The 21,613-nt window shown below is 71.8% G+C and carries 15 protein-coding genes, 5 tRNA genes and 1 riboswitch; of the genes, 10 read left to right on the top strand and 10 right to left on the bottom strand.

The features are described 5' to 3' along the window. Window positions 1-90: 90 nt before the first annotated feature. Window positions 91-2,184, bottom strand: coding sequence for an asparagine synthase-related protein (locus tag ABT009_RS39695; protein ID WP_351306242.1), 2,094 nt, complete (start codon window positions 2,182-2,184; stop codon window positions 91-93). 735 nt (window positions 2,185-2,919) lie between these two features. On the opposite strand from ABT009_RS39695, the gene ABT009_RS39690 reads away from it, so the two are divergent. The 4 genes from ABT009_RS39690 (at window position 2,920) to ABT009_RS39675 (ending at window position 8,111) form a co-directional block, all read left to right on the top strand. After that, window positions 2,920-4,353: an NsdA family TPR-like regulatory protein gene (locus tag ABT009_RS39690; RefSeq protein WP_351306240.1), complete on the top strand. Its 1,434-nt coding sequence runs from the start codon at window positions 2,920-2,922 to the stop codon at window positions 4,351-4,353. A 99-nt stretch (window positions 4,354-4,452) separates the two neighbouring features. Continuing rightward, window positions 4,453-5,682 carry an L-2-hydroxyglutarate dehydrogenase gene (lhgD, locus tag ABT009_RS39685; RefSeq protein WP_351306238.1) on the top strand — a complete coding sequence of 410 codons (1,230 nt, stop codon included), beginning with the start codon at window positions 4,453-4,455 and terminating at the stop codon, window positions 5,680-5,682. A 132-nt stretch (window positions 5,683-5,814) separates the two neighbouring features. Then, a complete protein-coding gene (gene trmB / locus ABT009_RS39680; RefSeq protein ID WP_351306262.1) occupies window positions 5,815-6,642 on the top strand; it encodes a tRNA (guanosine(46)-N7)-methyltransferase TrmB in 828 nt (275 codons plus the stop codon). Window positions 6,643-6,686: 44 nt separating this feature from the next. Beyond that, entirely contained in the window at window positions 6,687-8,111 is a 1,425-nt protein-coding gene (locus ABT009_RS39675; protein WP_502990048.1) for a PrsW family intramembrane metalloprotease, read from the top strand. A 25-nt stretch (window positions 8,112-8,136) separates the two neighbouring features. On the opposite strand, the gene ABT009_RS39670 is transcribed toward ABT009_RS39675, so the two are convergent. The 3 genes from ABT009_RS39670 to ABT009_RS39660 all read right to left on the bottom strand — a co-directional run bounded on the left by ABT009_RS39670 (window position 8,137) and on the right by ABT009_RS39660 (window position 11,152). Beyond that, the gene (locus tag ABT009_RS39670; RefSeq protein WP_502990047.1) at window positions 8,137-9,297 is read right to left on the bottom strand and encodes a M23 family metallopeptidase; all 1,161 of its coding nucleotides are present in this window, start codon (window positions 9,295-9,297) and stop codon (window positions 8,137-8,139) included. Between the two features lie 11 nt (window positions 9,298-9,308). Then, window positions 9,309-9,453, bottom strand: a riboswitch (cyclic di-AMP (ydaO/yuaA leader). A gap of 246 nt (window positions 9,454-9,699) precedes the next feature. Continuing rightward, a complete protein-coding gene (locus ABT009_RS39665) occupies window positions 9,700-10,881 on the bottom strand; it encodes a PP2C family protein-serine/threonine phosphatase (RefSeq protein WP_351306236.1) in 1,182 nt (393 codons plus the stop codon). A 197-nt stretch (window positions 10,882-11,078) separates the two neighbouring features. Next, window positions 11,079-11,152: transfer RNA gene (locus ABT009_RS39660), tRNA-Met, on the bottom strand. A 406-nt stretch (window positions 11,153-11,558) separates the two neighbouring features. Between ABT009_RS39660 and ABT009_RS39655 the strand changes: the two genes are divergently transcribed. Further along, window positions 11,559-11,927 (top strand): nuclear transport factor 2 family protein, encoded by a 369-nt coding sequence (locus ABT009_RS39655; RefSeq protein WP_351306234.1) that lies wholly within the window; start codon window positions 11,559-11,561, stop codon window positions 11,925-11,927. 80 nt (window positions 11,928-12,007) lie between these two features. On the opposite strand, the gene ABT009_RS39650 is transcribed toward ABT009_RS39655, so the two are convergent. The 4 genes from ABT009_RS39650 to ABT009_RS39635 all read right to left on the bottom strand — a co-directional run bounded on the left by ABT009_RS39650 (window position 12,008) and on the right by ABT009_RS39635 (window position 17,152). Next, window positions 12,008-12,080, bottom strand: a tRNA-Lys gene (locus ABT009_RS39650). 85 nt (window positions 12,081-12,165) lie between these two features. Further along, a complete protein-coding gene (locus ABT009_RS39645; RefSeq protein ID WP_351306232.1) occupies window positions 12,166-13,755 on the bottom strand; it encodes an amino acid permease in 1,590 nt (529 codons plus the stop codon). 125 nt (window positions 13,756-13,880) lie between these two features. Then, window positions 13,881-14,144: an FG-GAP repeat domain-containing protein gene (locus ABT009_RS39640; RefSeq protein ID WP_351306230.1), complete on the bottom strand. Its 264-nt coding sequence runs from the start codon at window positions 14,142-14,144 to the stop codon at window positions 13,881-13,883. 716 nt (window positions 14,145-14,860) lie between these two features. Then, a complete protein-coding gene (locus tag ABT009_RS39635) occupies window positions 14,861-17,152 on the bottom strand; it encodes a DEAD/DEAH box helicase (RefSeq protein WP_351306229.1) in 2,292 nt (763 codons plus the stop codon). A 357-nt stretch (window positions 17,153-17,509) separates the two neighbouring features. On the opposite strand from ABT009_RS39635, the gene ABT009_RS39630 reads away from it, so the two are divergent. Next, entirely contained in the window at window positions 17,510-17,938 is a 429-nt protein-coding gene (locus ABT009_RS39630) for a hypothetical protein (RefSeq protein WP_351306227.1), read from the top strand. Window positions 17,939-18,144: 206 nt separating this feature from the next. On the opposite strand, the gene ABT009_RS39625 is transcribed toward ABT009_RS39630, so the two are convergent. Further along, on the bottom strand, window positions 18,145-18,495 hold the full coding sequence (locus ABT009_RS39625) for a metallopeptidase family protein (RefSeq protein ID WP_181660974.1): 351 nt from the start codon (window positions 18,493-18,495) through the stop codon (window positions 18,145-18,147). A 111-nt stretch (window positions 18,496-18,606) separates the two neighbouring features. On the opposite strand from ABT009_RS39625, the gene ABT009_RS39620 reads away from it, so the two are divergent. The 4 genes from ABT009_RS39620 (at window position 18,607) to ABT009_RS39605 (ending at window position 20,860) form a co-directional block, all read left to right on the top strand. Beyond that, entirely contained in the window at window positions 18,607-20,277 is a 1,671-nt protein-coding gene (locus ABT009_RS39620) for a metallophosphoesterase family protein (RefSeq protein ID WP_351306225.1), read from the top strand. 298 nt (window positions 20,278-20,575) lie between these two features. Then, window positions 20,576-20,648, top strand: a tRNA-Glu gene (locus tag ABT009_RS39615). 39 nt (window positions 20,649-20,687) lie between these two features. Then, a tRNA-Asp gene (locus ABT009_RS39610) sits at window positions 20,688-20,762 on the top strand. A 24-nt stretch (window positions 20,763-20,786) separates the two neighbouring features. Next, a tRNA-Phe gene (locus ABT009_RS39605) sits at window positions 20,787-20,860 on the top strand. A 174-nt stretch (window positions 20,861-21,034) separates the two neighbouring features. On the opposite strand, the gene ABT009_RS39600 is transcribed toward ABT009_RS39605, so the two are convergent. After that, entirely contained in the window at window positions 21,035-21,400 is a 366-nt protein-coding gene (locus ABT009_RS39600) for a hypothetical protein (protein ID WP_351306223.1), read from the bottom strand. Window positions 21,401-21,613: the final 213 nt, after the last annotated feature.

The raw sequence follows: 21,613 nt of genomic DNA, 5'->3' as shown, positions 1-21,613 counted from the left end.
TGGTGCGCCCCACCCGGTTTGACCTGAACCGACCGGGTACGTCCGCTGCCGGTAGGCCTACAGCCGCTGCCCCAGGGCGACCTCCAACCGCTACGGCCTCCCCGCCGCCCCCAGCGCCCCCCTCTGCGGCCGCACCGTCCCCGTGGGCACCGCCCGCTGCCGCGCCGGCGTCCCCGTCCAGCACGTACCGCGGCGGGCCACGATGCGGCGGAGCCAGAGTTCGAGGGAGACCAGGTCGGCCAGGCCGTCCAGCGGGAGGGGTTCGCCCTGGGCGGCGGCGCGCAGGGCCTTGCGTACGACGCGGGCCTCGACCAGGCCCGCCTGCGCGAGCAGCGGGGTGTCGAAGAGGGCGATCAGCTCCTCGACGGCGACACGCAGGCCGATGCGGGCGGCAGCGGCCGACGACGCGTGCGAGGGGGCACCCCAGCCGGGCGGCAGATCGGACACTCCGGCGCCCTCCAGGACCGTACGGAGGATCGAGGCGCGGGCGCCCGGCTGGACGCGCAGCGCCTCGGGCAGGGCCCGGCACGCGCGGACGACCTGGTTGTCGAGGAACGGCACGTGGAGGCGCTGGAAGCGGATCTCCGCTGCCTGCTCCAGGATCCGGAGGTCGGCGGCGTGGCGGGCGAGCGCGGCGCGGGCGCGGAATTCGCCCGGGCGCTGTCCGGGCCCGGCCCCCGGACGGATCACCGTGTCCTGAAGACGAACCGATACTTCAGCGAGCGCCTCACCGGTCAGCCAGCGCGCGGCCGGCCCGGGTCTGCCCCACGCGAGCGCGGCGAGCGAGGCGCCCACGAGACCTCCCGGCTCGTCGAACCTGCGGTGCAGCAGCCGGTCGGCGAGCCCTTCGACGCCCGCGCGGTACGGCGTACGGGCGAGCCGCCGTGCCGCGGCGTACACGCGCGCGGGGACCATCACCGAGCCGTCCGCCTTGGTCAGTGCGGCCACCGGCTTCACCAGATGGCGGCGCTTGCGGTCCATGAGGAGGTCTGCGAGGCGGGCCGGGTGGGCGTCCATGACCTGGCGGGCGCCGTAGCCCGTGAGGTGGTCGGCGCTGCCGGAGGCGAGCCGCGCGCGGTGGCGGGCGGCCGTCACGAGGGACGGCCCTGGCTCGTCGGTCAGCGGGGCGTCCAAGTCGACGTAAGGGAGGGTCTCTTCGCCGCCGGTGACGACGACGTGGTGCAGGCGCGGGTTGGCGGCGATGGCCCCGGCGCGCTCCAGTTCGGCCTCGCGGCCGCCCGTCGCCAGGTCGTTGAAGGTGACGGCCAGCAGTCGCTCGCCCGCACCGGTGCCGTGGCCCAGGACCGTGCCGGGCATGCCGGGCAGGCCCGCGGCGAGCAGCGCGAGGGTTCCGGAGGCGGGTCCTCCGGAGAGGTCGGCGCCGATGCCGGGCACGGGCATGCCGCGGGCCGCGCGCCGCTCGGCTGGGCCCATGCCGGGCACGGGACCGGGGTCGATGTCCGCTCCGGGCACATGGCGCGGGGCGGTGAGGCGCGTGCGTACGGCCTCCACGAGGGCGTCGCGTACGCCGTCCACCGCGCTGGCCGCGTCGGCAGCGGGAGCCGCGACGGCGAGAGAGGCCACGGGCTCGTATCCGGCGATCTCCCGCGCACCGGCCCGCAGGATCAGCGCGTGCCCGGGCGGAATGCGCCGTACGCCCTGGTAGGGCGTCGAGTCGTGCAGCGCCTCCGGTACGTCGGGGGCGGCGAGCAGGGCCGCGAGGTGGCCGATGTCGAGATGGGCCTCGATGAGGTCGGCGAGCGGCAGGGCCGCCGTCGCGTACGCCGTGCCGCCCGCCCATGGCGTGTGGAAGACGGGGCGCACGCCCGCGAGATCACCCGCAATGGTGACGCGCCGGCCGACCTGGACGACCGCCGTGTAGCTGCCGGACCATGCGGTCAGATGCCGGAGTGCGCCGCCGCGCGCCGCGAAGAGGGCCACCTTGAGCTGCTCGTCGGACGCTCCGCAGGTGCCGAGGACGGCGATCCGGGTCTGGGCGTCCGCCTTGACCACGCGCACCTCGTCGGGCCGCCAGTCGCCCACCGCCCACAGCGGATCTGGGTCGCCCCACAGCAGCTGGGAGCCCACGGGGTGGACGGTCTCCCCGTCGATCCCGGTGGCCCCGGCGGAACCCGCACCGGCGGACCCAGCGGCGGCACTGCTCCACCCCACCAACCACCGCATCGCCGCCTCCACAGGCTGTGGACAACCAGTGCACCGTACGAACTCGGGACAATGCTGCCATGAAGGAGGCGCACGGAGGTGGTTACGGGCGTGCTTGCGCCCCCTGGCATGCGCCCCTGGCAAGCCCCCACCGAGACGGCGCGGTGCTGGAGTTGAACGGTGAAGGTGCAGGCCCGCGCGGGGCGCATGCGCAGCACCACAAGGGCATACGCAGGGGCGGCGCACAGTTGAGATTCGGCCAAATGAGCCGGGGATGTTCACAACTCCCCACCATGTGGGCACAACGCACGGTCCGGGAGGCGGAGTTCGCCTCCCGGACCGGTCCGCCACCCGCGGGGATGAAGGCGGCGGTGTCCCCCAGCCCGCTGGATCCAGTACAGCGGGCCGACCCACGCACGACCCATGGAAGCGCTCCCGCCATGGCCGGAGAAGAGCGCACGGCCGGGCGCACGGCCACACGGCCGGAGCACGCGGATCACGGCCCGTTCCCTCCCCACGGACCATAATCTCGCCATCCGGACCTATGCCTCTTAACGCTTGGGATGCAGCGAACTACGCTGTGTATGCCTGCGTTTTCGCGGGAGGCATATTCCCCGGGGCCCGGCCACACGCTTTCACGGCCGGGATCCGGGGCTCGCGGCCGAACCGCCGCGGGTGCGCTCCCCGGGATGACGCAGCACGAACGCCGCGTGCCAATGCCCGGCGCGGCAGCCGTCTTGTGTCGAGGGGTGGCGCATGTCCAGGGAGCAACGCGGGCCGAACGAAAAGCTCGGCACCGTTCTCGCCCTCGCGGGAATCAGCAACGCGGGACTGGCGCGGAGAGTCAACGACCTCGGCGCCCAACGCGGTCTGACACTCCGCTACGACAAGACGTCGGTGGCCCGGTGGGTGTCGAAGGGCATGGTGCCGCAGGGCGCCGCCCCGCATCTGATCGCCGCTGCCATCGGCCAGAAGCTCGGCCGCCCGGTCCCGCTCCAGGAGATCGGCCTGGCGGACGCGGACCCCGCGCCGGAGGTGGGTCTCGCCTTCCCGCGCGACGTAGGGGCCGCCGTCAGGTCGGCGACCGAGCTGTACCGGCTCGATCTCGCGGGCCGGCGGGCCGGCAGCGGCGGCATCTGGCAGTCGCTCGCGGGCTCCTTCGCCGTGAGCGCGTACGCGACGCCCGCATCCCGCTGGCTGATCACCCCCGCCGACTCGTCGGTCGCACGCGAGGCGAACACCTCCGAAGGCGCCGAGAGCAGCGGCACGCCGCTCAAGGTCGGCCACAGCGATGTGCAGAAACTCCGCGAGGCCGCCGAGGACGCCCGCCGCTGGGACTCCAAGTACGGCGGCGGGGACTGGCGTTCGTCGATGGTCCCCGAGTGCCTGCGGGTCGAGGCGGCGCCCCTGCTGCTCGGCTCGTACTCGGACGAGGTGGGCCGCGCCCTGTTCGGCGCGTCGGCCGAACTGACCCGTCTGGCGGGCTGGATGGCGTTCGACACCGGCCAGCAGGAGGCCGCCCAGCGCTACTACATACAGGCCTTACGCCTCGCCCGCGCGGCTGCGGACGTGCCCCTCGGCGGCTATGTCCTGGCGTCGATGTCCCTCCAGGCCACCTACCGCGGCTTCGGCGACGAGGGCGTCGACCTCGCGCAGGCCGCCCTCGAGCGCAACCGCGGCCTGGCCACGGCCCGCACCATGAGCTTCTTCCGGCTGGTCGAGGCACGCGCGCACGCGCGCGGGGGTGACGCACAGGCCGCCGGTGCCTCGCTGAAGGGGGCCGAGGGCTGGCTGGAACGGGCCCGCGACGGCGACAACGATCCGGGCTGGCTCGGCTTCTACTCCTACGACCGGTTCGCGGCCGACGCGGCCGAGTGCTACCGCGACCTGAAGGCACCCCGGCAGGTCCGCCGCTTCACGGAGCAGGCCCTGTCGCGCCCCACGGAGGAGTTCGTGCGCTCGCACGGCCTGCGCCTCGTCGTGTCCGCCGTGGCCGAGCTGGAGTCCGGCAACCTGGACGCGGCCTGCGAGCAGGGCGTACGCGCGGTGGAGGTCGCCGGACGCATATCGTCCGCCCGGACGACGGAGTACGTGAAGGACCTGCTGCACCGGCTGGAGCCGTACGGGGACGAGCCCCGGGTCGTGGAGCTGCGCGAGCGGGCCCGGCCGCTGCTGATGGCCCCCGCCTAGCGCCACGGCCGGGCCACCAGCGGTGGCCCCGCCTCACCTCCGGGGTTTGAGGGCATTGTCAGTGGCGCAGTGCACTATCGGGGGCAGGAGGTGAGGGACGTGGTGGCGGCAGGCAGGCGTGGAGCGCGCGGTGAGCTCGACTGCGACGTGCTGGTGATCGGCGGCGGGATCGTCGGCCTGTCGACGGCGTATGCGATCACGCGTGCCGCACCGGGCACGCGCGTCACGGTGCTGGAGAAGGAGCCGGGCCCGGCCCGGCACCAGACGGGGCGCAACAGCGGCGTGATCCACAGCGGGATCTACTACCGGCCGGGTTCGCTCAAGGCGCGGTATGCGGTCAAGGGCGCCGCGGAGATGGTCAAGTTCTGCGCCGAGTACGACATCGCACACGCCGTGACGGGCAAGCTGATCGTGGCCACGGACCGGGCGGAGCTGCCGCGGCTGCACGCACTCGTGCAGCGCGGCCGGGAGAACGGCATTCCGGTGCGCGAGCTGGGCCCCACCCAGATCGCGGAGCTGGAGCCCGAGGTGCGGGGCCTCGCCGCGATCCATGTCGGGACGACGGGCGTCTGCGACTTCACGGCGGTCGCACAGCAGCTCGCGGAGGCGTCAGGGGCGGAGATCCGGTACGGCGCGGAGGTCACGGGCATCGACCGGCGGGCGGACCTCGGGGTCGCCGTCCGCACGGCCGACGGCGCGGTGGTCCGCGGGCGGGTCCTGGTGAACTGCGCGGGACTGTACTGCGACGAGGTGGCGTGGCTCACGGGCGACGACCCGGGGATGCGGATCATCCCGTTCCGCGGGGAGTACTACGAGCTGGCGCGGCCCGAGCTCGTGCAGGGCCTGGTCTATCCGGTGCCCGACCCGGCGTTCCCCTTCCTCGGCGTGCACCTCACGCGCGGCATCGACGGAGGCGTGCACATCGGGCCGAACGCGGTGCCCGCGCTGGCCCGCGAGGGGTACGACTGGGGCACGGTGCGCCCCCGGGAGCTGGGGGCGGCCCTCACCTGGCCCGGATCCTGGCGGATAGCGCGCCGGCACTGGCGGTACGGAGCGGGGGAGCTGCGGCGCTCGGTGTCGAAGTCGGCGTTCACCACCGCGGTGCGGCGGCTGCTGCCGGCCGTGACCGAGGACGATCTGGTGCCGGCGCCCAGCGGGGTGCGGGCGCAGGCCGTCCTGCGGGACGGGGCGCTGGTGGACGACTTCCTCATCCGGGAAGGGGTGCGGGCGGTGCATGTGCTGAACGCGCCGTCTCCTGCGGCTACGGCTTCCCTCCCTGTGGGGCGGGAGGTGGCGCGGCGGGCGCTTGCGGCGTTGGCGCGGGGCTGAGGCACCGGCCCGTCCCGCTGTGGGCAGCGGCCCGGAGACTCCAGAGACCTCCGTAGAATCGAACCCATTGTGTCCGAGTACCACGAGAAGTCCCAGGCGGGCGCCACCGAGCGCCGGCGCCCCGGGAAGCGCATGTTCCCCGAGGGGACCGGCCCCGCGCCCGACCCCGCCGGCTCCCACTTCGAGCGGCGGATCCGCAGCTTCCAGCCCCGGCGGAGCCGGGTCACCACTGGCCAGGCAGACGCTCTGAAGCGCCTGTGGCCCAAGTGGGGCCTGGACATCGACGGGCAGTGCACCCTCGACCTCGCCGAGCTCTTCGGCAGCGACTGCCCCGTCGTACTGGAGATCGGCTTCGGCATGGGCGAGGCCACCGCGCAGATGGCCGCCGCCGACCCCGGCACCGGCATCCTCGCCGTGGACGTGCACACGCCCGGCCAGGGCAATCTGCTCAACCTCGCCGACCGGAACGGCCTGTCCAACATCCGGGTGGCCAACGGCGACGCGATCATCCTCCTCCGCGAAATGCTGCCGCCCGCGTCCCTCGACGGGCTGCGTGTCTACTTCCCCGACCCCTGGCCGAAGACGCGGCACCACAAGCGCCGCATCATCCAGCCGGAGTTCCTCACGCTCGCGGCGACCCGCCTCAAGCCGGGCGCGCTGATCCACTGCGCGACCGACTGGGAGCCGTACGCCGAGCAGATGCTCGAGGTACTGACCGCGCACCCCGACTTCGAGAACACCCAGGAGGACGGCGGCTACACGCCCCGTCCCGCCTTCCGCCCCCGGACCCGCTTCGAGGGACAGGGGCTGGACAAGGGCCATGTGGTCCACGACCTGCTGTTCCGCCGCATGCAGCCCGAGACCGCCGGGCCAGGTGAGACCACCGGGCCAGGCGAGCCCGGCGACACTGCTGCACCCGGGAAGACAGCTCGGACCGGCGAACCGCCCACGGCCCCCTGACGTACCGTCGCGGCCACCTGCCATCCCTCGTTAGGGTCGATGACGTGGCCAACTGCCCCCCGCATCCTTCGCATCCGCCGTTCCCCACGTACCCCGCCCTGCCACCCGGCCCCGGCACCGGCGCCCCCGCCCCGGACACCGGCACCGGTACCGCGCTGCGGCACGCACACTGGTGGCAGCGGCGGGCGGTGCGCGCAGGGGCCCTCATCACGTTGCTCGCGCTCTCCGGGCTCGTCATCCTGGCCCTGGTCCGCGAACAGACCGGCACCGAAGGCTTCCTGGCGGGACTCGGCCTCGCCGTGCTGCCGGTGCCGCTGCTCATCGCCGCCTTCCGCTGGCTGGACCGGGTGGAACCGGGCCCCTGGCGCAACCTGGTCTTCGCCTTCGCCTGGGGAGCGTGCGCGGCCGCGCTGATAGCGATCGTCGCGAACAGCTTCGCGACCCACTGGATAGCCGTCGCGACCGCCGACCCCAGCAGCGCCGACACGCTGGGCGCCACGGTCATAGCGCCCGTCGTCGAGGAGTGCGCGAAGGCGGCGGCGGTCCTGCTGATCTTCCTCTTCCGCAGACGGGACTTCACCGGAATCGTCGACGGTGTCGTCATCGCGGGTGTCACCGGCACCGGCTTCGCGTTCACCGAGAACATCCTCTACCTCGGCACGGCCTTCGGCACCGACCAGCTCAGCGGAGAGAGCGGCTTCGCCTCCGTCACGGCGGCGACCTTCTTCGTCCGCATCGTGATGTCGCCGTTCGCGCACCCTCTGTTCACCGTGCTCAGCGGCATCGGCTTCGGCATCACGGCGCTGTCCGCCGAGCGCCACCGCGCACGCCGGGTCCTGCTGCCGCTCGCCGGCCTGCTCCTCGCGATGGGCATGCACGCCGCCTGGAACGGCTCGTCGAGCTTCGGCCCGTACGGGTTCTTCGCCGTCTACGCCGCCTTCATGGTGCCCGCGTTCGCGCTGCTCACCTGGCTGGTCATCTGGACCAGACAGCGTGAGCTGCGCACCATCCGCCGCGAACTGCCCGCATACGCGGCCGCGGGCTGGCTGACGCCGCCCGAGCCGTTCGCCCTGGGCTCGATGCGCGCACGCCGACTGGCCCGCGAGTACGCGGGCCGCCACCTGGGCAAGCCCGCGGCACGGGCGGTCGCCGAGTACGAGGCGTATGCGACGTCTCTGGCGTTCCTGCGCCACCGCGGGCGCCGCGGCCGCGCAGGAGCCGATTTCGTCGTACGGGAACAGGAGCTGCTGCACGAGCTGTGGCGCCGCAAGGACGTGGCGCGTCCCGCGCTGGCACACGCGGCCGCGGCGACGACGCCGGTGGTGGTCGTGCCCTACGTCCCCCGGTACGGGTATCCGCTGGGACAGGTGGCGCCCGGCGCCGTGCCGCCGTACGGGCAGGTCCCGCAGGGGCAGGCACCGTACGGCGGCACGGCGCCGTATCCCGCGTACAACCCCTACCTGTCCTGACGCCCTTTCAGCTCACACCGTCGGATCAGGGGTTCACGCCCTTGCTGAGCAGCCAGGCGAGCGGGTCGATCGCGTCGCCGCCGTCGGGGTGGATCTCGAGGTGCAGATGCGGCCCGGTGACATTGCCGGTGGCGCCCACGCGGCCTATGACGTCGCCCGTGGTGACCTTCTGGCCGACGCTCACGCTGATCGAGGACTGGTGGCAGTACCAGACCTCCGTACCGTCCTCGAGCTCGATGACCGTGCGGTAGCCGTACGAACCCGACCAGCCGGCCTCCTTGACCGTGCCGGTGTGGATGGCCTTGAGCGGCGTCCCCGTGGGGGCCGCGAAGTCCAGGCCGGTGTGGTAGCCGGAGGACCACATGGAACCCGCGTCACCGAAGTGCGAGGTCAGCGTGTACGAGGACGTGGGGAGGGCGAAGCTCGCGGCGAGCTTGGCGAGGCGCTCCGCCTCGGCCTTGCGCTTGGCCTCCTCCTCCGCCGCCTTCTTCTCGGCGGCGGCCTTGGCCTCCGCCTCCTTCTGCTTCTCGGCCGCCTCCTCGGCGGCCTGCTTGGCGGCGGCCTCCTCGGCGGCCTGCGCGGCCGCGTTCTCCGCCTGGTCCTGCTGCTGCTCCGCCTGCTGCATGATGCGGGTGCGCAGTGCCTCGCCGGCGTCGGTGGCGCCCTGCTCGGAGTCGGCGGCGGTGACGCCGGCTCCGGTGAGCGGCGCGGCCTTGGCGTCGTCGGAGTCCGACGAGCCGCCGGGCATCAGGGCACTGACGCTGGGGAGGGAGTCGGTGACCGACGACAGGTCGGGCATGGATATCTGCACCGGCGGCTTGCCGCCCTGCGCGGTGGCGATGCCGCCCGCGCCGACGGCGGCGATGACGCCCACGCCGAGAACGGTGGAGCTGCGCGCGAGTCCTCCGCCGCGCTGCTTGATGACGCGGTGCCGGCCGCGGACGGGTCGGACGGACTCCTCAGTGGGGTTCCATTCCTCCCAGGGCCCCTCGTCCTGGCGGAAGTCGGTGCCGGTACCGAGGCCGGTACCCAGGCCGTTGCCGGTGCTGAAGCCAGAGCCCGTTCCGGTGCCGAATCCGGTTCTGGTGCCGGGCTCGAATCCGGTTCCGGTGCCGGGGTCGGATCCGGCGCCTTCAGGGTCGTACGGCGCGAAAGAGGCTTGCGGGGCAGGCGGGTTGGACGCCACTGGGGCGCACTCCTTTCCTTCCTTCTCGCCTACCGGGTTAGCTGACGGGTTCGGAGCAGGAAGGTCTCCTACGACCGCCCTTCATGCGAAAGGCGCCCGATTCACCCCAAGTTGGTGGTTCCCCGGTTCCCTTACGGGATTCGGCGCGTGCGCACGGAGCCGCCTCTTGTGACGGCTGGGACGACCGCGCTGCGTTATCGAACGTTAATAGACGGGGGTACCGAATTCCAAGCCGTTCCGGCTGATCATTAAGCCTTTGGTCTGGACTTTACGGGGCACGATCGGGCGGAATCGGGCGAGTTGACCACCCAGCCGCGACCCAGGCTTTTTTGACGGTGTGTCATTTGTTATGCGGAGGGGGGTTGTTCGGTCACGGAAGGTGACATGGACGCGCCGTACCTCTCATGGCCGCCGCACCGCCAGCAGCACCATGTCGTCCGCCATCCCGCCACCGCTGTGCCGGCGCGCCTCGGCAGCGAGGGCGGCCAGCATGGCGCCCGGGCCGTCGAAGACCCGCCCGGCGAGGCGGCCCGCCGGATCGTAGAACTCGCCGTGCTCGTCACGCGCCTCCGAAAGCCCGTCCGTGTAGCACAGCAGCATGGTCCCGCTCGGGAAGCCGGTCTCGTACGCGCGGTCGGGCCACGTCCCCAGATCGCTCATGCCGAGCGGCAGCGCGGGCTCACCGGAGGAGATCACGCACAGGGCCCCTTCCGCGTCCAGCAGCAGCGGTTCGGGATGGCCGCGGTTGATCACCCGTACGATGTCCCGGCCGTGCGGGACCTCGGCGAGAACCACGGTGGCGAACCCTTCGAGGAGCTCGACCCCGCGCCGCCGCGTGGCCTCCCGCGCAAGCGCCCGGTCGAGGCGCTGCGCCACCGCTTCCAGGGACGCCTCCTGCTCGGCGGCCTCCCGGAAGGCTCCGATGAGGACCGCGACGGCGGCCACCGCGCCCATGCCCTTTCCGCGGACGTCGCCGACGACGAGCCGTACGCCGTGCGGGGTGTCCTGCACCGCGTACAGATCGCCGCCGATGAACGCGCCGGCCTGCGCCGCCTCATAACGGGCCGCGACGTCAAGGCCGCCGATCCGCTCGGCCGGCTCGGGCACCACGGCCCGCTGGGCGGCCTCGGCGATCTCGCGGGCCGAGGCGAGTTGCTGGCCGCTGCGGCGTACGACGCGGTTGATGACGACGGCGATCACGGCCACGACGGCGACCGTCACCACTTCGGTAACGGCGCCGACATCGACGTCGGCACCGGGTCTGAGGCGCACGGCGAGCACGGCGACGAGTGCGACGAGCCCCGTCAGGACCGTGCCGCGGAGCGAGTAGAGCGCGGCGGCGACGAGCGGGGCCGCGGTGAAGAGGGGCGCCCCCGTGAAGACCGCGGGCGTGAGGGCATCGTAGAGCGTTCCGGCGGCGATGAGCAGCGCGGGCAGGAACCGCACGAAGGCCCGCACGGCCGCAAAACCCCGCTGCTCGGCCTCCTCCGTCCCGTCCCCTACAACCTCTCTGTCCTGCCAGCCGCCATCCCGGGCGGGCTCGCCGCCGCCCTTCCCTGCGTCGCGATCTCCTCGCTGCCGCACCGCTCGTCTCCCGCCGCGTCGCCCGCGCCCGTCGCCGTATCCCCTCAGGCATTCCCGCCGCGGCACGAGACGCGGCCTGCGGTGGGCCGCCCGAGTGAGCACCATGGAAGGCCCCGACCGAGCACCGTGGAAGGCACTGTCACGCAACGCACCGAGGGGCCGGAACCATTGTCTGGTTCCGGCCCCTCGGCCTTCAGTAGCGGGGACAGGATTTGAACCTGCGACCTCTGGGTTATGAGCCCAGCGAGCTACCGAGCTGCTCCACCCCGCGTCGTTAAACACAAGTGTACGCCATCCGCGAGGCCCCTTTGACCAGCCCGGTTCGCGCCCCGTGTGAACCGCGCACTCACGCCGGTGGCTCACGCACGCTCCCGGCGCACGAGCGGCGGCGGTCCACTGTCGGCGGACCCGCACAGCGCCGAGCCTCGGTGGCACCGGTCGCACCCGGCTGCACCGACTGGGCAGCGGTTGTGCGGGAGGGGCCGCCGTCCTCCCCCTGCCCTCGGCCGGCGGCCCCGCGGCGGCCCCCACGGTAGGCCCACGGCCGGGGCCCCACGATGGTGGCCACGGCCAGCCCCGCGGCGGCCCCACGGCCGGCCCGGCTGGGGCGTGCGGCAACGGTTGCCGCGGCTCATCCGGCGGAGGAGCCTCGGAATAGAGGTCACAAGGAGGTCATCATGGGCACCTCGGCGAGCCCCGCCTTCGACACCGAAATCCTGCGCCAGGGCATCGAAGGCCAGAACGCGGACACGCTCCTGTCGCTTTACGCGGACGATGCGGAACTCCGCGTCGTCGACCGCAACAGCCAGCCCAGCCACCCCGCGGTCAAGCACGGCCGCAACGAGATCAGCGAGCTGCTGAGCGACGTCTACAGCCGCGAGATGACCCACAAGCTGGAGCAGTGCGTGGTGCAGGGCGACCACGTCGCGTTCACCGAGTCCTGCGAGTACCCCGACGGCGTCAAGGTGCTGGCCAGCTCGATGATGTCGCTACGGGACGGCAAGATCGTCGACCAGACACTGATCCAGGCATGGGACGAGGAGTAAGTGGAAGGAAGCGCGCCCCCGACACGACAGAACCCCCGTTGACGCAGGTCAACGGGGGTTCCCACCCCGAGGGGGCCCGGTAGGCCGTGTGGGACTCGAACCCACAACCAATGGATTAAAAGTCCACTGCTCTGCCAATTGAGCTAACGGCCCGCGCTACTGCATCCCCGAGCATAGCCGGACGAGCCCGGGTCTCCGATCGGGTATCGGCGACCACGGGCCCATCGGCCTCCCGATCTCATGGCTCCAACGGCTCCAACGCCCCCTTCCGCGCCGCTTCACGGGCCAGCGTGCGCTCGTGTTCCGGGTTGAGGAACCAGTGGCGGGCCGAGGCCAGCCACCAGGCTGCCGCGAAGCCCAGCACGACCAGGACGGCGATCGGGGCGTAGTTGAAGGACTCCCAGGTCACCGGGGACAGCTGGGGCAGCATGAAGAGGACCGTGATGACGGCGACCCACACCACCGCGACGATCCCGATCGGCCGTGACCAGGCGCCGAGATGCCACGGGCCGCGCTCGAAGGCGTCGCCCTTCCACAGGCGCAGCAGGGTCGGGACGACGTAGGCGATGTAGAGGCCGATGACCGCGATGGAGGTGACGGCCGCGTAGGCCGTGATGTTGATCAGGTAGGGCAGGCCCAGCACCAGCGCGCCACCCGCGGCGAGCCAGACCGCCGCGACCGGCGTGCGGGTTCGCGGACTGACCGTGTGCCAGACGTGCGAGAGCGGAAGGGCGCCGTCGCGCGAAAAGGCGTAGATCATACGGCTGTTGGCGGTGACGGACGCCATGCCGCAGAACAGCTGGGCGCCGATGACGACGAGGAGCAGCAGCTTGCCCGCCGTCGCGCCAAGCGCGTCGAGCAGGATCTGGGCCGGTGGTACGCCGGTCGGGGACGCGAGTGCCTTGTCGTACGACTGGATGGCGAAGGTGAAGCCGAGGAGCAGGACGAAGCCCGCGATCCACGACGTCCAGATCGACTGAACGATTCCCCTCGGACCCGCCGTCGAGGCGTCGTGGGTCTCCTCCGTCATATGGGCGGAGGCGTCGTACCCGGTGAAGGTGTACTGGGCCATCAGCAGGCCGAGCAGCACCACGTAGGCGCTGCTGCCCCAGCCCGTGTTGTTGACGAACTCCGTGAAGACGAAGCTCGCCGACTGGTGGCTGTCCGGTACGAAGGTGAGCGCGCCGACGATCACGGCGACGCCGATGACGTGCCACCACACGCTGACGCTGTTGAGCAGGCCGACGATGCGTACACCGAAGGTGTTCAGCAGGCCGTGCAGCAGCAGGATGGCGGCGAAGAGCAGGATCGTACGGCCGGGCGTCACCTCGAAGCCGAACTGCAGATTCAGGTAGGCGCCCAGGAACGACGCCGCGCCGAAGTCGATGCCCGCCGTCACCGCGACCTGGCCGAGGACGTTGAACCAGCCCGTGAACCATGCCCACGCCGCGGCGCTCCGCGACGGCGCGAGCCGGTAGGCCCAGTAGTAGAGCCCGGCCGACGTCGGATACGCCGAGCAGATCTCGGCCATCGCCAGCCCGACGAACAGCGTCATCAGGCCGACGCCGACCCAGCCCCAGGTGATCACGGCGGGACCGCCCGTGTTCATGCCGAACAGGTAGAGGGTCAGGCAGCCGGAGAGGACCGAGATGATCGTGAACGAGACCGCGTAGTTGGAGAACGCGGACATACTGCGCGCGAGGACCTGCGTATAGCCGAGCTGGGCCAGCCGCTCCTCGTCCGTCACGTGCGCGGTGCCGGACGCTGACGCGTCCGGCGATGGCTTACCGGTGGTTTCCGCGGCACCACCGACGGCGTCATCTGTCATGCCCCCAGCGATTCCCTCGCTGGGGGCATGACATGCGCCACAGAACGGCCGAAACTCGACCGTAACCGACCGGCCGGGCTCGGAGCCGATCGGCGTGCACGCGGTACGACCGGCCGGGCACGCGGCTAGAAGAGGCCCTTGTAGCCCTGCCAACCGCTCGCGATCTTCACCCGCGGCGCGAACGAGCCGTTCCCCTTGCCGTCGTACCGGTAGAGACCGCCGCCGGTGTCCCGCAGGACCAGGTCGTTCTTCCCGTCGCCGGTGATGTCGCCGACCCCGACGATCGCGTTGTACGACGCGCCCCAGTTCGTGTACATCTTCACGCGGTCCTTCAACAGGCCGTTGCCCAGGCCGTCGTAGCGGTAGAGCGTGCCGTCCTTGTGCCGCACGAGGACGTCCCCGAACCCGTCGCCGTTGAGGTCGCCCGCGCCGACGATCTTCGTGTTTCGTCGTCCAGTGGTCGCGGATCTTCTTCCCGGCCGCCAGCTTGCCGTGCCCGTCGTTGGCGAAGACGTAGATGTCGCCGGTCGACGCCTTGCGCGCCAGCAGGTCGGTGCGTCCGTCGCCGGTCAGGTCGCCGGGCGCGACCAGCACGTTGTACGCGTTCCAGCCGGTGCCGAGCGAGGTGTGGCTGCTGCCCGGCGAGTAGGAGCTGCCGCAGTGGCCCGAGTAGCGGCGCAGTTCGCCGTTCGGCATCCGCACCAGCATCTCGGAGCAGCGGTCGCTGCCCATGTCGCCGAAGGGGACGGCGAGGGTGCCCGCGGGCCAGCCCGAGGCGGACCGCTTCCAGTCGAGGGTGCCCTTGCCGTTGACCCCCCGCATCTGAGCGCACGCCGGCGTACGAGTTTGTGCTGAGCCATGTGTTTCCCCAGCCCCAAGGGCTGTGTGCTGTGTGCTGTGCGCAAGAAGTGCGCGAGGAGGGCGCGAGATGCGCGCGCTCTGAGCAGGGCAACGGGAGCGTACCAAGGGGTACTTGTGGGTCAGGAGGGGTTTTCGGTTACGTCATGGCCAATATCGAGGCGAACGCCGAAGGGCCCGGACGACCGAAGTCGTCCGGGCCCTTCCGGGGCTGGTTCCGGGCCCTGAAGGGCCCGGTCAGGCAGGGTCAGCCGTTCCGCTTCCAGCGCGGCTTGTCCTGGCGGCGGCCGAAGGACCCGGTACCGGTGCCGGTGCCGGAGCCGCTGCCGCGGTGGTCGTCACGTCGGTTGTACGGACGGTCGTGGCCACCGGAGCGGAAGCCGCCGGAGGGACGGTCGTCACGGCGGTCGCGGTTGTACGGACGGTCGTGGCCGCGGTGGCTGCTGCCACGGTCGTCCCGGCGGAAGCCGCCACGGTCGTTGTCACGGCGCTCGAAGGAACGGCCGCCGCGGTCATCCCGGTCGTCCCGGCGGAAGCCGCCACGGTCACCCCGGTCGTCGCGACGCTCGAACGAACGGCCGCCGCGGTCGTTGTCCCGGCGATCCCGGTCGAACCCGCGGTCGCCGCGGTCGCGGTTGAACCCACGGTCGTTGTCACGGCGCTCGAAAGAACGGCCACCGCGGTCACCCCGGTCGTCCCGGCGGAAGCCGCCACGGTCACCCCGGTCGTCGCGACGCTCGAACGAACGGCCGCCGCGGTCGTTGTCCCGGCGATCCCGGTCGAACCCACGGTCGCCACGGTCCCGGTTGAACCCACGGTCGCGGTCCCGGTCGCGGCCACCGAAACCACCGCGGTCACGGTCCCGGTCGAAGTCGCGGCGGTCACGGCGCTCGTAGTTGCCCCGCTCGTCACGGCGCTGACGCGGCTCGTACGACGGACGGTCCTCACGCACCGGACGGTCCTCACGCTCCGGACGCTCGTCACCGGCGGCTGGCTCCGGCAGCGAAACGGTCGCCGTTTCGTCGGCGGCCTCCGCCACCGCCTGCGCGGACGCGTCGGCGCCGGCAGCCGCCTCGGCCACCGCGGCAGCCGGATCCTCGCCCCGCTCACGAGCCGCGCGGGCGGTCAGCCTGTCGGCCTCCTCGCGGAGTTCGGCGGCCCGGCGCTCGGCGCGCTCCAGCTGCTTGGCAAGGTCCTTGACCTCGTGCTCCGCCTGCCGGGCGGCGTTGCCCGCGGACTCGGCCTGCACCTCGGTCATCGAACGGGCGCCGGTGATCTCGGCGACCTCGGGGTCGAACGCGGCGCCGCCCTGGATGATGTGGCGCGAGGCGTCGACGCCCGCGTCCTCCATGAGCCGGAAGATCTGGCGGCGCTGGTGCGGCAGCGACAGCGACACGACGGTTCCGCTGCGGCCCGCACGCGCCGTACGGCCCGAACGGTGCAGGTAGTCCTTGTGGTCGCCGGCCGGGTCCACGTTCAGGACGAGGTCGATGCCGTCGACGTGGATGCCGCGCGCGGCGACGTCCGTGGCGACGAGCACGTTGACGTAGCCGTCCTTGAAGTCGGCCAGGGTGCGGGTGCGCGCGCCCTGCGTCATGCCGCCGTGCAGCGCGTCGGCGCGGACACCCGCGTCCCGCAGCTGCTCGGCGACGCGGTCGGCGCCCAGCTGGGTGCGGACGAAGATGATGGTGCGGCCCTTGCGCGAGGCGATCGCGGCGGTGACCGGCGCCTTGTCCTTGGGCTTCACGATCAGGATGTGGTGGGTCATCGTCGTGACGGCGCCCTGGGCGGCGTCGACCTCGTGGCTGACCGGGTTGTTCAGGTAGCGCTTGACCAGCGTCGCGATCTCGTTCTCCATCGTCGCGGAGAAGAGCATGCGCTGACCGCCCGCCGGCACCTGGTCGAGGAGCTCGGTGACCTCGGGCAGGAAGCCCAGGTCGGCCATCTGGTCGGCCTCGTCGAGTACGGCGATCTGGACGCTGTCGAGCGAGCAGGCGCCGCGGTTGATGATGTCGCGCAGCCGGCCCGGCGTGGCGACGAGGATGTCGACGCCGCGCTCGAGGGCGTAGATCTGGTTGCCCATCGACGTACCGCCGCAGACGACCTTCATCTTCAGGCCGAGCACGTCACCGTACGGCTGCAGCGCGTCCGCGACCTGCATCGCGAGTTCGCGGGTCGGGGTGAGGATGACGCCGCGCGGGTGCTTCTTCTCGGTGTGGCCGCCGGCCAGGGTGGCGAGCAGCGGCAGGCCGAAGGAGAGGGTCTTGCCGGAGCCGGTGCGGCCACGGCCGAGGATGTCCTTGCCGGCCAGGGCGTCCGGGATGGTCGCGGCCTGGATCGGGAACGGCGTGGTGACCCCGTTCTGCGCGAGCTTGCGGACGACGCCCTCGGGCAGGCCGAGGTCGGCGAAGGTGAGCTCGGGCGCGGCGTCGGCGGAGTCCTCGGGCGCCGCGTCGGCGACGTCCTCGGAGACGACGACCTCCGCGATCTCGACCTCGTTCTCGGGCAGGACGGAACGGTCAGTACTGGAAACGGACATGCGAAATGCGAAACCTTCCGGAGTCTCGGCACGCGCCCAAACTCCGTGAAGTCACAATCGACCGCCTCAATGCGGTCCGGCCACGGCAAGGGAGAGTACGCGCCACACGCGGCGCATCATTCATGGCGCCGGGCAAATGGGATCAAACGATCTGCCACCATACGCACCCTCCACCCCCGAACGCAAACTGACCCCCATACGCGCAGCTCAGGACAGCGGAGGGGAGAGCGCGCCACACTCCCGGAGCCCGCCGCCTACGCCGGCTGCCCCGCCTCCGGCGAGGGCTCCCGCGCAGCAGGCACCGCCGCGCTCTGCACGGACGTCTGCTCGTGGGCCGACGACGACGGTTCCGCGGTCGTGGGATCCGTACTCGGAGTCGGCGACGGCTCCGTCGGTGACGGGTCGGGGGGCGTGGGCGTCGTCGTCGGCTCGGGGTCGGGCTTGGGTTTCGTCCCGGGCTTCGACTTGGTCGGCGACGCCTTCGATGCCCCGGGCTTCTTGCTCGCCTTCGACTTGGATGCGTCGTCCCCGGAGGCCGATTCCGAGGGCAGGGCCGACTTCGACGCGGACCCCCTGGGGTGCGGCGCGCCCTTCGCACCGTCGCGCCCGCCTCCGTACCCGGAGCCACCACCGGCCGACCCCGCCCCGCCGCCGTCGGGAGCGGCGGCGCCGCGTGGCCCGGCCGAGTGGGAAGGGGTCTGCCCCGCCCCGTCGTCGCTCACGTTCATGCAGCCTGCGGTCGCCGCGACGGCCACCGCCACGGCGGCCCAGCGGACGGATAGGTGAAACTGGCGCACGGGCGGGTACCTCCGGGGCGCGGCACGCTGAGATCAGTGCAGGGGGCTGACATCAGTGCAGGGGAACGGGTTCCCTCTACCCAACTCCCGTAGCGCGCAAGAAGACACGGATCCCGCACCGGAGGGCGCAACGGGACCCGGCACCGGCACCCCGTCTCCCGCTACCCCGCCGACCGCGCTGCCGGGCCCCGGCCCTCAGCCGTACCCCAGCGCATGCAGCCGCGCGTCGTCGATCCCGAAGTGGTGCGCGATCTCGTGCACCACGGTCACCTCGGTCTCGACCACCACGTCCTCGCGCGACTCGCACATGCGCAGCGTCGGCCCCCGGTAGATCGTGATGCGGTCCGGCAGCACCCCCGCGTACCACTCGCCGCGATCGGTCAGCGGAGTCCCCTCGTAGAGCCCGAGCAGCTCGGGATCGTCGGCAGGCGGTTCGTCCTCGACGAACACCGCCACGTTGTCCATCAGCCGCGTCAGTTCCGGCGGGATCCGGTCCAGCGCCTCGGCGACCAGTTCCTCGAACTCCTCGCGCGTCATCTCCAGCACACGGCCATTGTCGGCCACGCCGCCGCGTATCGACCGGTGCAGGAGCGCATGCCGCGCATCCACCGGTGCGCCCAGGGCATACGGGGCGGTGCACTTGGGCATACGGGACCAATGGTCCGCGTCCTCACCCGCTTCCTGGAGCGTTTACAGCGCAGCGTCCCGCGCCGCGTGCCGCTGCGCATACGGAGTGCTCCCGCCGCGCTCGTACGCCACGTGCCCGCCGCGCTCCTGCGCCGCCGCCGCTCCCGCCGCCCCGACCCCGTCGGCGCACTGGTCCACGTCCCTCCCCCGCATCCCTTCGCCCGCGCGCTCGGCCTCGTCGCGGTCGTGCTGCTCGGGGCCTGGCTGGGACTGCTGGTCGTGGGCAGCGTCCGCGCGCCGGTCGGGCCGGTTGACACCCAGATGGCGCTGCGGCCGTCCCTCACCGGCGGCACGAAGATCAACATCTCCCCGCTGGGCGACCTGGAGCTCCGCTCCCACATCGCACCCATCCGCCTGGACGTGGACGTCGACCGGCTCGACCCGGTGCGGGCCGAGGCCCTGGTCCGCCATCCGGAACGACTGTCCGGCCTGCAGGACGAGGTGACCAGCGACGTCGAGGACGGCACGCGTGACCTGGCCGTACGTTCCTGCGTCGCCGTCGTCTCGGGCGCCACCGCCCTCGGGCTCGCCGTCTACCGCCGCCCCCGCCGCGCCCTCGCGGCCGGCGGCCTCGCCCTCACGCTGCTCGCCGCATCGGCCGGCACGGCCTTCGCCACCTGGAACCCGAACTCGGTCCTCGAGCCGAAGTTCTCCGGCCTGCTCTCCGGCGCCCCGTCCGCCGTCGGCAACGCGCGCAGCATCGTCACCGAATTCGACGTCTACCAGAAGGAGTTGGCGCGCCTGGTCACCAACGTGACCAAGCTGTACGACGTGACGTCCACGCTCCCCGCGTACCAGCCGGACCCGTCCACGATCCGCGTACTGCACGTCTCGGACATCCACCTCAATCCGGCGAGCTGGCACATCATCTCCTCGCTCGTCGAGCAGTACGACATCGATGTGATCGTCGACTCGGGCGACACGATGGACCACGGCACGTCCGCAGAGAACGCCTTCCTGGACCCCATCGAGGACCTGGGCGCCCCCTACGTCTGGGTGCGCGGCAACCACGACTCGCTCACCACCCAGCGCTATCTGGAGGACATGAAGAACGTCCACGTGCTGGACGAGGGCAGGGCGGTCTCCGTCGGCGGCCTGCGGTTCGCCGGGACGGGCGACCCGCAGTACACGCCCGACCGCTCGGTCAAGGCGGAGGGCGATCCGGCCGAGCGCATGGCGGGCATCCGGCTCGCATCGGCGCTGCGCGACCAGCAGGCGGCAGGTACGCCGGTCGACATCGCGATCGCCCACAACCCGGTGGCTGCCCGGGAGACGGACGGCGAGGTACCGCTCGTCCTCGCCGGCCACGTCCATCACGAGGAGATGGAGGTCATGAAGCTCGGCACCCGGCTGCGGATCGAGGGGTCGACGGGCGGCAGCGGGCTGCGGGCGGTCGAGGGCAAGCACCCCGATCCGGTGGAGGCGTCGGTCCTCTATCTGGACCGGGACACCAAGCGCCTCCAGGCCTGGGACGAGATCAGGCTGGGCGGCCTGGGCCTGACGACGGCCGAGGTCAGCCGCCACCTCCCGGAAGAGAACCAGCCGGGCGCCACGACGACACCGACGCCGTCCACGCCCTCACCGGGCACGCCGTCGACGCCCTCACCGGGCACACCGTCGACGCCCCGGCCGTCGCCGTAGCCGGGCCGCTCCGACGTGCGACTCAAGGTCTCGGGAGACGCCCGCGCCGCCGCCCGGCCACCGGTCAGGGACCGGAGGCTCCGCTCCCCGGCCCCTGGTCAGCGCCTGCGGCCGGGGCTCCCTGGCCACTGAACCAATGCCTACGGCCGGGGGCTCCCGGGCCGTCACTGACCAGTGCCTGCGCACTCTCCGCCGGGTCCCGCACGACCCCGCCGTAAACCGTTTTGGCGATAGCTCCTCGCATCCCATATGCTTCTCACGTCCCCGACGCGCTGAGAAGCGCCCAGGCGGGCCTTTAGCCCTCATCGTCTAGTGGCCCAGGACGCCGCCCTTTCAAGGCGGTAGCACGGGTTCGAATCCCGTTGGGGGCACGCAACACCGTGTGCGACACTGTTCGTACACAACAGCTTGGTCCTGTGGAGCAGTTTGGAGTGCTCGCCACCCTGTCAAGGTGGAGGCCGCGGGTTCAAATCCCGTCAGGACCGCTGCGATTCGCTCGCGGATCGCGTGGCTGGGTAGCTCAGTTGGTACGAGCGTCCGCCTGAAAAGCGGAAGGTCGCCGGTTCGACCCCGGCCCCAGCCACAACCACAAGGCCCCGTCCCCTGGACGGGGCCTTTTCGCGTCTCCACAAGCCCCCGCAAGCCCACGTGCCCCCGCCCGGACTCTCACTCGACGGCCCCCACCTGGGCATACCCCCGCCGAAGATCTTCGGCGGGGGCAGTGCATGTGGCGCTGAAGGCAGGCGTTCGGGGTCGGTCAGTCCGTCGACCAGACCTTGATGCGGTAGGCCGGCTCGTCCGTGCTCAGCATGGCCCGCTCGCCGGGGTGGAGCGTGGCGACCGGGGTGGCGAAGCAGTTGTTGGTGAAGATCTGGACGATCGTGTCGGTGGCGTTGTCGACCGGGTAGCGCGGGTCCGCCGGCGGCACCAGTTCGATACACGCGCCCAACGGGTCCTCCATGACATGGGACTCGCCGTCCTCGTCGTACCAGACGAAGGCACCGGACTGGGCCGAGGCGGGGGCCGAGGCGAGCGTGGTGGCCAGCACCGTCGCACCGAAGACGGCGACGGCGGTACGGGCCGCCGTGCGGAACAGACGGTGGACGGAAGCAGGTGCGCGCATATGCACTCCTGTGAGGCGCAGCGAATATGACGCCTCAAGATTGATGGGCGGCATCGCTTAACGGAAGCGCATTCCGATTCATTCGCCTGAACAGCGGGAGCCCGGATGCCCGCACAATGCGCGGGCGGCCCCGAGATGTGCTGCAATGCGCCGATGCATTTCGTGTGAGGATTCGGCCGAACCCGTACCGACGCGCCGGAATTCATATCGACG

The sequence above is a fragment of the Streptomyces sp. NPDC002896 genome (assembly GCF_040295225.1).
Taxonomy (GTDB): Bacteria; Actinomycetota; Actinomycetes; order Streptomycetales; family Streptomycetaceae; genus Streptomyces.
Note: the sequence above shows the minus strand (reverse complement) of the source record. Positions and strands in the feature narration are given on the sequence as shown.